Source organism: Streptomyces sp. NPDC000941, assembly GCF_053599555.1.
Map to the genome: position 1 here is coordinate 24,929 of NZ_JBSFMM010000018.1, position 14,030 is coordinate 38,958.

General features: G+C 71.5%; 1 protein-coding gene (cut by a window edge). It reads left to right on the forward strand.

Going from position 1 to position 14,030, the window contains the following annotated elements; translation table 11 throughout:
- On the forward strand, window positions 1–14,030 hold the 5' end (the start) of the coding sequence (locus tag ACWDSL_RS09090; protein WP_450483247.1) for a lonely Cys domain-containing protein. It continues 23,494 nt past the right edge of the window; the window shows 14,030 of its 37,524 coding nt (coding positions 1–14,030); it begins with the start codon at window positions 1–3; its stop codon lies beyond the right edge, outside the window.

A 14,030-nucleotide genomic window follows, 5' to 3' on the forward strand; every position in this document is an offset into this window, starting at 1 on the left:
TTGGTACCCGACAGCATCGAATTCCCCGAAGAGGTCCGCTGGATACTCTTTGTCCTGCTGGGCGAGTTGCCGCTGCAGGCGTCCTCGGACATGGCGTTCGACAGGAACACGCCGTACGAGGACAACGGGGATCGTGTGCTGGAACTCCGTGATCGCATCACGGATTTGGTGTACAAGGTCGACGGCGCCCTGCCGCCGGAGGTGGCCGACCGCTTCAAGGAGGCGATGGCCACTCTGATCGACGTCGGGGGCTCGGACACGATGTCCGGGTTCTCCGATCAGTTCCGCCAGAAGTCGCGCAATCAGATCGACCACTCCAGAAACATCATGGAGTCCAAGTTCGAGATCATCGCCGAGGCGTTGATCCTGCTTGCGGAGCTGGCCATCATCGCGGCCCTGTCCTTCTTCACCGGAGGGTTGTCCTTCGGTGACACCGCCGCGGCGAAGGCCCGGACGACGGTGGCGGTCCTGACGACCCTCAACCGCCTGCTGCGCCAGACGCATCTGCTGCCCTCGATCACCGAGGCGATCGAGGAGGCGCTCACCACCTTCGCGGTGCGGCTGGCGATGCTGGCGCTGAACGACGGCAAGCGCCGCCCGGACGGCATCGACGGGATGAACATCCTCAAGTCCTTCGCGGTCGGCGCGTTCGCGGGGCTCTTCACCTCCGTCATCTCCAAGTACATCGGCAACTTCTACAAGAACCAGTTCAACAACTTCAACAACAACAAGTGGGGGCAGTTCGGGGGCGAGGCCTTCCGCGGCTTCTCGAGCGAAGGCCCCAGTGAGGCCCTCGCCGAGTTCCTGGTCAACGGCCTCTTCGACGGCAAGTGGAAGTTCGACCCCATGTCGCTGGTCGGCGGTGGCCTCAGCGCCATCTCCGAACTCGTCATGAGTACAGTCCTGGAGAGCATCGGCAAGAGTCTGAACACCAAGGTCTTCGGCGGCCGCAACATCTTCGCCACGTACAACCCCCTGCCCGGCCCGAACTCCGTCCTGGGGGGCGGCGGCCGCGGCCCGATCGTCAAGCCGGTCACCAACAACACAACGACCCTCGATACGCCGGACCCGACGCCGCCCCCCACGCCCGTACCCACGGCGGTCACTCCTCCGACCGTCTACAACGACCCTGTCGAGACGCCGACGAGCGAGATCCTGGACCTCGACCGGGACGACGACTTCTCGGACACGGACACCGACTACACCCTGGACTCGGACACCGACTCGATCGCGGATTCCGACGGGTACTCCGACATCACCGACTGGGACGCGTACGAGGAGACCGACACCTCGTCCCCGGACACCGACCCCGGCGCCGTGCCGCTGACCACGCCCAAAGCCGGTGCCCCCGACCCCACGCCACTGCCGTCGACGTCCCGGCGGGCCGACACCACCCCGCTCCCGGACTCCGTGCTGGACGGCGATCTCTCGCTACCGCCCACGTCCACGCCATCCATCACTCCCTCCACGACCCCCTCGACCCCCTCGACCACGCCGTTCGCACCGCCGCGCGGTCGCGACAGCACGCTGGACACCGGATTCGACGGAACCCTCGACGAGACGCCGGATCCGACACTCGACCCGGAGCCGCTCCCGGACCCGATCGTGGACGAGACGAGCGGGACGCTCGACACGAGCGGCCTGCCGCACAGCACGGGGGTGCCGGGGGACGGGTCCACCGGCCACGCCACCAACCCCGCGCCCGCGAGCGCCACACCGAGGCCGCGTACGGAGTCGGAGGCCATCGCCGACCAGGAAACCGGGATGCTCCCGGACGAGCGGTCGCCGCAGGACATCCCGGCGGCGTCCCCCTCCGCGACCCCGGACGCCACTACGGGCCGGACCCCGACGGCCACCGGCCAGGGCAACACCCCCACCACCGGCCACAACTCGGCCACCCGGCCGACCACCACGCCGGCCGGCCACAATGAGGACGACACCCTCACCACCGACGAGACCACCACCCCGGACCCGGTTTCCGACGAGGTGGCACAGCCCACCCCGCACCAGCCGGCGACCGCGGAACCGGTCCGGGACCCGGTACGCCCCGAGCAGTGGCGGCCACGGCAGCAGCAGGCGCCCGCGACCCCCGTGCGCACCGACATCCAGGCCCCGGTCGCCGAGGACCAGGCGGTGGACCAGGACCTCGACCCGGCGGCCGAGTCCGGGCAGAACACGGTCGTGCGCACCGTGGTCCAGCGCGTCCAGGCCGACGACGGCCGCTTCGTACGCAACCTGACGCTGGACCTCCCGGTGCGGTTCGGCGACGGGTTCCCCGCCGACCGGCTCCAGCAGTTCCAGGAGCGGATGCGCGCACTGCTGGAGACCCAGGTCAACCACGGGCTGCCGCTGCCGGGCTCCGGCGATCAGCTCCACATCGACCTGAACCTCGTGCACGACTCCGGCAACCCCGAGGCCATCGAGCTGTCCGCGACGGCGACGGACACCCCCGCCCCGTCCGACCAGTTCCACATCCGGCTCGCCTCCGACGACCCGTCGCTCGCCGCGCCCGAACGTGACCGCCGCCAGGCCCGCAACGACACCACGGCCCTGCGCCAGATGCTGCGCTACGCCGGTGTCGCCCCGGCCCCGGACGCCCTGCCGGGCCCGGCCGTACGGCTGGACCAGCTCCAGACCGTCGAGGACCTGACCGACACCCGCCCGGCCGTCTCCACCGAGGGCCCGGCAGTCTCCACCGACGATCCGGTCGCCGCGCCGCACCGGCCCGTCAGCACGACGTCGAGTGCGTTCCCCGAGGCCCCCGCGGCGCCCCCCGCGAGCGCGCGCGAGGGGCGTTCGCGGCTGCGGCCGGGGCCGGAGCGGCATGTCGAAATCAGGCAGGCGCCTCAGGTGGAGGAACACTCCGCCGACGTGCCCGAGGAGTCGGCCACCTCGGGCTGGGGGATGTCCCGCGACAACCACCTTCGGTTCCAGGCATTCGCCGACCAGGGCGAGCTGGTCATCGACGTGCGGCCGCGCAACGTGGACTCCGTGAAGTGGCTGACGCTGGGCGCGCTTCCGAAGCCCGAGGAGATCAAGGCGAAGACGGTCAACGCCTTGGACGTGCGTCTCGGTGCGCCGCAGGACAAGCGCGGGCTGGTCGGCTTCTTCGAGCCGCGGCTGCCCGAGGGCGTGTCCGCCGACGACCCGGTCCTGGCCCGTTACCAGCAGCGCCTGAAGGAGTACCAGTCGCTGCGGAACCAGATGGACGAGCTGGCGGCGGAGGGCCGGTACCGGACGGTCGGCGGCGTGGTCCACGCGGTCCTCGACGACGGCACACTGAGGCCGCTCACCGGGGATCTCGACATCTTCAGGATCACCAGGGTCGATGGCACCCCGTTGTCGGCGGAGCAGTACGAGTCGCTCATCGAGCGGATGAAGAACTCCGACATGGACGTCATGCACGGGGCGCATCTGCGCTGGAATCCGCAGAGCGATTTCGGCCGGGCGCTCCACCGCACCATCAACGAGGCGCACCGGCTGGGGGGCGGCGGGGAGCCGTTGCTCAGGTTCGTGGCCCGTCGGAGGTCCTCGACCATCGCCTACACGGATTCATGGTCGTCCGGCACCGGGTTCCAGGACGTGCTGACGAGCTCCACCGACAGCCTGGCCTCCGGCACGGCGGCCTACCCGGCGCCTCCCGGGCAGGCACCGGGCGAGGCCGGCCTCCAGACGTCCCCCGGCGACCCGTCCACCGCGCTGCGGCCGGTGCCGCAGGCCGCCGGGACCCCCGGGGCGTCGCCCGTTCCACCGCTCCCGGACGACGTGAAGCTGGACGTCGGCCGTCGGTTCAACGCCCTCATGCGGGACATCGGCCACCCCGTCGTCCTCGCTGGCGGGGCCCGGGGCAGGGTGCAGTTCGAGAACCCGCGCCCCCTCGGCACCCTGGAGTTCCACCTCCCCACAGATGTCGGCCAGTTCGCCGATGTCGTCAACCGGGCCATCGCCCAGTGGTTCCCCGGGGTGTCGCCGAACGCCCTGCGCGCGGGCGCGGACGGACGCACGCTGACCGGTACGGTCCAGGGGGTGGAGATCACCGTCGGCACGGCCACCCACGTTCCCACCGACACCACCGAGATCGACGGCTTCACCGTTCCCTCCGCCACTGAGTCGCTGGCGGACACCGCGTACACGCTGGCCCTGGCCACCGACGAGCAGCGGCGCGAGGGGGGCCTGCTCGACCTGCTGTGGGGCCTGTCGTACGCCCCGGACGACGACGCGCTCCCGGCCGCCCGGCTGGAGGCGCTACGCGGCGACGCCTACCGTGCCGCACGCCCCTCCGGGGCCGCCCCCACGCTGACCGTCCGGTTCAGCGAGTTGCTGGACGGGGTGGCGCGGAACCCCGACGCCCGGTCGGTGTACGAGGCGAAGTGGTCGGCCCTCGGCGCGGTACAGGCCGACCTGAGGTGGCTGAACGACGAACTCACCACCCTTGCCGACGCCCTGCGTGCCACCGAGGCGGTGGCCTCCGACCCGATCCGGCAACTGGCGTCGCGTCTACCGGACATGCCAGAGGCGGACCGGACGCGGGAGCTGGAGTTGCTGTCGCCGGGCGACCGTGAGCGGCTGGCGTCCGACCCGGCGCTGGTGGACGCGCTCCGGACCACGCTGCCCGGCGAGGAGTTCGCCACGACGGCGGCCCAGTTGATGGTGCAGATACCGGCCGGGGTGGATCAGCCGGTGTCGGCACGGCACGAGGTGCAGACGCAGATCGCGCGCATGCTGCGAGACCCGGACGTCACGGCGAAGCTGCTGAAGGACGGCGCTCGCGTGATCGTGGTGCCCAGGAGCGAGGCGATCACCACGCTGGACCCGTTCCGCGACCTGGCGGGGCGGATCAGGTCGGACGGCCGGTCGTGGGACGAGGTGCGGGGTATCGGCCGGCGGACGGCGGGAGTGACGGAGGAGAACCTCCTCGGCGAGTTCACCTCCGTCCCGGGGACCCAGCCCGCCTATCCGGACGGGTACTCCACGACCCTCCACGAGTTCGCGCACACGATCCACCAGTACGGGCTGAGCGAGGCGGAGCAGCGGCTCATCCACGACGTGTACCAGGAGACCCTGGACGAGGACGGCGCGTTGTGGCCCGACGGCCCGCGGTACGGCTACGACGGCGAGGGGCTCCGTACGGGGGCCAATTACTCGAGCCGGGATGAGCTGGAGTTCTTCGCCCAGCTCACCAACGTCTACTTCCGGGCGAACCGGGGGAAGGACCCGTACACCGGGGAGTCGCGGCACAACGGCGGACCGGACTGGGTCCGCAGGCACTACCCGACGTTGTTCCCGCTGACGCAGCGGCTGTACGGCGCCGACCCGGAGGCCGTGTACGAGGGCACGGTCAACCCGGTCGACGCCACCCAGGCGGAGAACGAGATCTGGGAGGGCTTCCGGGCGCTGTGGGACGAGGCGGAGGGCACCCATGTGCCCCGGCCCCACACCCCCGCCCCGGTGCCCGCGCCCCCCGAGCGCCCGGCCGGCGGGATCACGGACACTCCTGCCGCGCCGCCGAACACGGGTGGCACGACGTCCGCGAAGGGGAACGAGCCGGCCGCCGCACCGCAGACCCAGCAGACCTCGCCGCCCGCTTCCGGTGAGCTGTCGGAGTACATCCAGAGCCAGGGCACCCAGTACGACGGGCACCTCGGCCTCGTCCTGCACGAGCCGACCCCCGACGGCGTCCTCGACGGGCTGTACCGGCAGATCACCGAGGCGCTCGGCGTCGAGCCGGACAGTGCCGACGGCCGTGCCCTGCGCACCCGGCTGAGCGAGGTGCTGAGCGCGGAGGAGATCGAGCGGAACCGGCCGTATCTGCGCAGCACGCAGGGCCACCGGATCACCGTCCAGGTCGGTGACCGGGAGCGGACGGTCGACGTACGGCTCGCCCACGCGGACATCCGGAAGTCGACGAAGTACGGGCAGACCCCGGCGTCGCTGCCCGACGTCCAGGTGGAGCGCCGCGCCGAGGGGAGCCAGTCGTCCTCGGACGCGGAGGGGTCGGGGAACGTACGCAGCGGCTCGTTGCCGTGGACCGCGGTCTACCCGCACGACGGTGGCGGCGCGCTGCGCTGGTGGGACGGCACGGTCACGCTGTCCGCGACGCACAACCAGCTGGCCCAGTCCATCACCGTCGGCGAGACGTTCCTGGTCACGAGCAAGCAGCATGCCAAGGATCCCGCGCATCCGGTGGACTTCGACGGGCGATGGCAGGTCCGGGTGGACACCCCGCGCGAGGATCTGACCGCCAACTGGCAGCCGGAGCAGTCGCACGGGACCCTCACCGCGTGGTACCCCGAGCATCTGGCCTTCGATGGCCCCGACGCCGCCGACCTGCCCGAGCCCGGGGGCGTCGACGACCTCCCGCTGTGGGGCGTCGACAGCGTCGCCGAACCGCGCAGGCTGCTGACCGAACTCCTCCAGGACGAGCGCTTCGCCGATCTGACCGACCAGGAGCGGGCACTGGAGGACTTCCTGTCCGAGCAGATGCTGAAGGGCACGGCGCATCTGCAGCGCGACGGCGGGGTGTATTCGGCGACGCTGCTGGACGAGGACGGCAACGCGGTCGGGATGGTCAAGCTCGCCGCGCGGATCGAACCGGGACAGCCGACGAGGAAGAGCGCCGACGGCAAGTTCTCGCTGGAGACATGGCTCACGCACGCGTCCAGCGTGGACCGCTCGGCGAGGTTCACCAGCGGCATCGGGGTCGAGGGCTCGGGCGGGCCGACGTTCACCACCGACCACGCCGCGGGACACCCCCGTGGTCCGGCGTCGTTCGGCGGCAACCTCATGGGCAAGGCGGGCGTCAACTGGCAGGTGAACGAGGGGCTGAACACCGCCAGCAGCGCGATGCTGATGCACGGCGTCCACACCGGCAGCAGCCATCTGCTCACGCCCAGCCGGGTCACCTACGACGTGACGTTCTACCGGGCCGGGGGCGGGGAGGTCACCGGTTCGTTCGGGCCGTGGGAGGACGGCCTGCGGCTGCGGATCGCCCAGCGGGCGACGATGGCGGGCCACCGGCCCGGCCCGGACGAGGTGCGGGAGCTGCCCGAGCACCTGGAGAACCTGGAGAGCATCGGGTACTCCGAGACGCCCTTCAAGGTCGAGGGGGCCGATCCGCTGTTCACGCGGGCGGAGGCGTGGCTGCGGCAGGAGGGGTTCCTGCCGCCGGCCGAGCCCCGGCGGCGGTCCTTCCCGCTGCGCCTCGACGAGCCGCTGGTCCTGGCGCAGCTGGAGAACCTGCGGCGGCTGGGACGGATGCGGTCGCAGTTCTCACTGGCCACCTCGGCGCCGGACGAGGTGGACGGCGGGCACCCGGAGTGGTTCGAGCGGCCCAACGCCGTCACCGGCACCCGGCGGGTGCAGCTGCGGTTCTCCATCACGCGGGACACCGGGCGGCACTCCGAGCACACCCGCAGGCTGCCCGATGTCCACCAGACCGGGTTCAGTTCGTACGAGTCCAGTGGCGGGCGGCAGCGGGGTACGGCGCTGGGCGGCGCCGTGGGTGGCGGCGGGGGCTTCAACATCCCGCTCGCGGACGGCGACTGGACGCTGAACACGGGCCCGGACTACACCGGCACCGGGCAGCTCTCGGACTCCGTGAGCACCGGTGACGCGGTCGGCCTCGACCAGGTCGTCGTCGCGACGGAGAACGGCAGCGAGGTCTTCCGGGTGCCGGCCAGGCTCGCCCTGGACCTGTACGAGGGCGAGGGCGACGCCCCACGCATCCGCTTCGCCGATGACGACACGGCACCGGCGGACGCCGACGGCCGTACGGACACTGCGGGTCCCGCGGACGCGGTGGAGCTGCGGGACCGGGGTGCCACCCCGCACACCGTCCCGGGCAGTGTCTGGTTGCTCGTGCCGCACTACCGCACCCACCAGCCGAGCCGGAGCCTCGTACCCGCCGCGCCCCGGCCGGGACATGTGATCCGGGAACCGGTCACCGACGGCGGGCCGACGGACGATTACCGGCGCCTGGACATGGTCGACGGGCGGGGCCGCCCGCTGCCGGGCCTGACCCGGCTGCCGGACGGCGCGGTCGTGGACACCTTCCGTGCCACCGCCGCCCTGATGGAGGCCCTGGGCCAGATCGTCGCGGGGACCTATCCGGGCCACCCGGAGCAGGGGCCGCTGGGCCGGGCGGTGCGGCGTGCCTCCGAGACGCTGACCGACCTGGCCACGAGCGCCTCCAGGCGGGGTTCAGCGGTGAAGGAGGCGCTGCCCGCGAGCCTGACCGGCGCCGTCAACCGGGTCGGCACGGCCGTCAGCTGGGCGGCGACGCCCGTGACCTGGGCGGCCCAGGCCTCCGCGACCGGGGCGGTGGCGACCTACAAGTGGACATCGGTGGCCGTGGCGGGCGCGGCGCTGAACGATCAGGGCACCCTCGCGGCCGAGACCCGGCATGACGGGATCCGCCCGGCCCAGCTCCTGTCCCGGGCTCCGCAGGTCCTGGGCGGCGTGCATGTGGTCGAGGGCCTGACGCTGCCGGGCATGGCGGCGGACCAGGTCATGATGGTGGAGATCAGGGGCTATCTGACCAATCCCCGGCAGCTGGGCTCCGAGTCGCTGTACTCCGAACAGGACGTCATCGCCGCGGACACGGCGGGCCGGCAGCGCGGCGTCGGCGGTGCACACCAGGGCAACTTCCAGCTCACCGCGCTCCAGACGGCCCCGACCGTGCCCGACCGGCTGGTCCACCAGTTCAACCCGAGTGGCCGGTACACCCACTCCCGCCGCACCGACGACACCGACGCGCTGAGCTCCGGCACGAAGATCACAAGTATCCCGTCCGAGAAGGGCGACCAGCTCTGGATCGGAAACGACCTGACGCTGGTGGTGACGGTCAAGTGGGGTATGCGCAACGTGGCCGGGAACACCGTCGGCCTGGGCAGCTACGCCCCGGTGACGGTCGCGATCGACCTGCCCCGCGCCGTGACGTACCTGGCTCCCGCTCAGGCCCTGGCCCGCCTGGCGGCGTGGTTCCAGGGCATCCCGGGCATCCCGAGCCTGACGCTGCCGGGGCCGGGCGTCCCGCTTCCCGACCGGTTCGCCCGGACCCGCCAGCTGGGTGTGGCAGTCGTTCTGTCGGTCACTCAGCTCGACGACACGACGAACCGCCGGGAGCGCCGGGACCGGCTGGGCCGGGAGCTGACGGCCCTGGTGGAGAACGAGGCGCCGGGCGTCATGCGGCCCGGCCACGCCTCCTACCTGTCCGGTGTGGAGACCGAGATCGCCCGCCACACCGAGCCCTCGGCGCTGCGCGCCCTGCCCGGACGCGGCCCCGCAGGTTATGTGCGATTCCATTTCCTCCACGTCGCCTACGGCGCTGCGCGGCTGGTCGAGGTGACCCTGCGTGCCGAGCCCTACCTCCAGACGCCCGCCCTGCGCGGGGTACGCGGCCGCCCGGCCGGTGAGGGCTCTGGCCTGGAACAGACCGATTCGCACACCCCTGAAAACAAGGCGAAATCCTCCACCGTCACCACGACGCGTCAGACGGCGGTCAACCCCGTCTCCCGCTATCCGCGCCCCGGTTACACCGGGCGTACGGACCGTGAGGGCCCGTCCATCGCGCTGACCGACACCCGGTCACGCACCAGGCGGTCCGAGGTGACCGGGGACGACCGCTTCCAGATACGTTCGGGGAGCGCCGCCGACTTCGACATCGACTACCGCTTCACCGCGTCCGTCCGCTCCCAGCTGATATGGGAGTGGCCGGCCAACATCCCCGGCGGGATCTTCCAGGGCGGGCTGCTGAACCTGTCCGGCCTCGAAGGCGATGTGGCCGAGAGGGTGCGCACCTGGGTCCGGCGTCTGCTGCGGGGCCGGCCGGAGGGCGTGGCCACCGTGCCGGTCGCGACAGTACTGCGGTTCGTCGGCTCCGAGGCCGTACAGCCGCGGCAGCACGCCGGGCCCCGGCCTCCGGCGCTGCTCACCCAGGACCCGCTGGAGATGTCGCCCCAGCAGGCGCGGGCCCAGGGCGCACTGCCGTTCCCGGGCGGTTCGCGTCTGGTGCCGACCGGGACGACGCCGGTGTACGACTACAACGCCGTCCCGCAGCTGAGGCAGGCGCTGCACGACGTCGCCCCGCGAACGACCGCCTCCTGGGGGCTGCCCGCGAACGCCTCCGCGGAAGCGACGGCCACCCGTCTGGGCGAGCTGATCCAGGCCGGTGACATCAGCCTCGACCCGCCACGCACGGCGGCCGGCCTGACCACCACGATGCCCGGCAGCTGGCCGCTTCAGGGCCCCGGTTCCGCGCCGTCCCTGCAGATCACGCTGCACAACCCGCGGCCCGTGACGGATGCGGGCGATGTGGCCGTGGACCGGGTCCGCAAGCAGGGCCGCACCTCCTCGACGACGTCCTCGGCGGGCAGTTCCTTCGCCCTGAACCAGCAGGGCACCTACAGCCTCAAGAGCGGCAACGTCCAACTGCTGAGTCTGGGATTCCCGCTGGCGGCACAGCAGCCGCACACCACCTCCTCCGGAGGCGGCGCGTCCGCCGCCGGCCTCAACCGCATGCGGATCGGCAACACCACCGAGCCCGACGACCGGCACGGCACGCGCAGCTACGAGACCCTGGTGGACACCGTCACCACGGTGAGTGGCCCCGAGGGCACCCGGTATGTCACCGGAAGTTCCACCGTGCGGCTGTGGGAACGCGACGTGCTCGGCTTCGGCATCACTCCGCCGCGCCCCGGCCCCGGGATCTACGACCTGCCCGCGATGCTCGCCGACCAGGACGCGGACGACCTGCGGGACTGGGCCCGGCATCCGGTCACCGACCTGCCGCAGACGCTGACGGACGGTATCGACGAGGCGGACGAGGCGGCGCAGTTGTGGCTCGCGCTCGACACCGACCCGGACGGGACACGGCTGGCCCGCGCCTTGTTCGTCGCCTCCCGTACGGCCGCGCTGTCCGGGAAGCCGGTCGAACTGGTGGTGCGCGCCGAGGAGGGGCTGCGTCACTGGCCGTTCGCCGCCGACGGCTCTCTCGCCGATATGACCGAGGCCACCCGCGACACCTGGGAGCGGATACAGGGCGCCATCGACACCTACCTCGACGCGGTGCGGGCCGAGGCGACGGCGCGCCACAGGGAGGACGGGCTGGTGCGGCGGCAGCCCGGCGCGGCGCGGGCCCTGGAGACCACCGGCCGTGCCGTGGACACCGCCACCACCGCACATCAGGGCGCCGATCGAACCCACGGCGATGCCGTCCGGAGCGCACTGGCCATCCGGACCGTACTCGGCAGGGTGCGGACCGAGATCCGGGAGGCGGAGAAGGAACTCGCGAGCCTGGAGAAGGCCGCGCGTGACGCGCAGGCGCTCTACGACGCCGCTCCGGAGGCGGAGCGGCGGATGCGCGAGGAGTGGCAGCAGGCGCAGGCCGAGGTGGAGCGCATCGAGCAGCTCATCGCCACCTCACCGGCAGCAGGCCCGGCCGTCGCCGCCGAACCACAGAGCACCCTGGCCGAGGCCCAGGAGCGTGCCACCACCGCCCATGAACGGGTGCTGGCCGCCCCGCGGCAGCGTCAGCAGTACTACACGGCGATGACCACCGCGCGAGAGTCGGCCGACGAGCTCGGGACCAACCTCGAAGAGACACGCGAGCGGGAGAGCACCCTCACCCAGGACCTCGAACGCGCCGAGGGCGCCGTGGACCGGGCGGAGCAGAGGCTGGAGCAGGCGGTCAGGGAGCTGACCCGCAGGACCAGGGCCCGCGACGCGGTCCAGGTCCAGGTCCGCGGCATCGAGCGGGATCTGAACGACGTCCGGCAGGAACTGGAAAGGCAGGCGCGCCGCCATACGGAGGCGTGGGGCGGGCTGCCCGGTCTCGCGGGCAGGCTGGACACCGGCCGTCGTGCGGAGGGCACCGGCGAGGGACCGTCCCTGCTCGGCTCCCTGTCCTCGGCACCCGCCCGTTCGCTCCGTTCCGGCCCGGCCGGGACGGACGAGCCTTCCCTGTTCTCGCCGCCCCCCGGCCCGTCCGTTCCCCCGTCCACGGTGCCCGCTCCCACTCCCCAGGCCACGTCGGGGACTTTCGCCGGTGCGTCCGATCCGTTGTTGTCCGCGCGGACTCGGCTGGCGGGTCCGTCGGGTGCGGGGCAGGGGCGGAACTGGACGGGCAAGCCGGTGAGCCGGGTGCTGCCCGGTCGGGTGCCGCTGTATGAGACGCGTCCGGGTAAGACGCCGCTGATCGTCTCGGATGAGCCCGCGCCGTGGCCGGATTCGGCGTATGTGGTGGCGGGCCAGGGTGAGAACGGGGGTGTGCGGGTCCCTGACGGCCGGGTGCTGGATGCGGCGGCGTTGGCCGATGTGCTGGGCGCGGACCCCGAGTTGGCGGGGTTGCCGAAGGACGTGCCGGTGGTGCTGGCTGTGCCGAATATGGGCATTGAGCATCTGGATGAGGTGGCCCGTCGGCTCGGCCGGAGGGTGTGGGCGCCCAGTGGTGAGGGGCGCCTGATTCCCGACGGCTCGGGTAACGCCCATGTTCTGGGGCTGGTCGACCGTGATGCGGATCTGCCGTACGGCGCTTGGGTGCCGTTCGATCCGACGCCCAGGACGGGGGCGCCGTTCGAGGACCGTGAGTGGACGGCGCTGGACGGCAGCAAGTTCCGTGACAGCGATGTGTATACGCGGCCATTGGTCTCGAAGGACCATGAGCGGTACGGGCGGATTTCGATCCTGGACCGCGACAATCTGCGGCGGCGCGAACAGCGGTTCCGGACGTTCCGGGAGATGCGGCGGCTTGTGCATTTGGTGCCGTCCGGTGGCAGCCGGCACGTCGGGACGTCCGAGGAGGTAACTCCGGATCCCGCGATCTATGTGTTCGCCGGTCATGGGCAGCCCGGTGTGCTGGCGCTTGCGCTCCGCGACGGCCGGATCGTGCGGCTGGGCAAGCATGATGCGGCGCGTTATGTCGCGGGTTTGCGCGAGGTACGTGAACTGCCGGCAGGGCATCGGCTGCATTCCGAGGTGTGCTGGAGTGCCTCGGACGGTGACCCGAGGCTGGCGCATCCCGAAACTGCTCCCGCGCCGCATATTGATGATCCGCTCGAGGACATTCCGTTCGGTCATCTTCTGGCGAATGAGAGTGGGCGGGAGGCGTCGGCGGTCACGCGGTCGACGGGCCTGAACGACAACGACCGTGTGGTGCTGGACGGGGCCGATGGTGAGCGGGGGCGTCGGGTCACCTACCGTCCGGACCCGTCGAATCCCCGGTTGGACAAGCTGGCCCGCGACATGGATCTGCACAAGGGGCCGGGTGATGTGTCGCCGGAGACTCGTGCGACCACTTTGCGGCTGGTGCGGGCGCTGCGGACCGCGTTGGGCAATAGGTTTGAGGACAATCCGTTCCGGTATCGGCAGGCGCTCAAGGGCATCGGCGCGCTGGAAACAATGCGCGCGAATGACCCGGAACTGAAGAACCTCACCCCGTTCCGCCTGGACATGCTGGATTTCCTGACCCAGGCGCATACCGGGAAGGCTCCGGACGAGGCGGGCTATCTGGCATTGCTCACCTTCGCCCGGGAACAGATCGCGGCAAATCCGCATGCCCAGCTGAGCAAGGGGATCAATTCACCTGCCCTGCGACTGACGCTCGGCCAGTTCTCCACCAGCGGTGAAGCTGTGGTGCGTTCCGTGAAGGCACTGCCCAGCACGGTGGCATTGACCCAGAAGCATGTGGCGTCCGCATTGTGGGCGACAGCTCGTGCCGCTCAGCGGATGGGCCAGGTGCCGGGGCCGGACCGGGAGGCGTTCGGCCGCAAGGTGCTCCATCTGCCCGACACCGAGACATGGGACCGGGCGAAGCAGGAAACGCTCTGGGCGCTGGCGGCGAAGGCCATCGCTGAAGGCATCGACGTCACCGACGGCAATGTCATGGCCGCCTACCACTTGAGGGAGAGCGGCGCGTTCGGCCCCGGCGCTCTGCTGATGCGGGGGCAGAACGTCCAGGGCGTCAACTGGAGCGGCACACCCGCACCCGTGGGCGTCAACTGGGGCAGCATGCGCCAGATGACGAACGGGCCCAG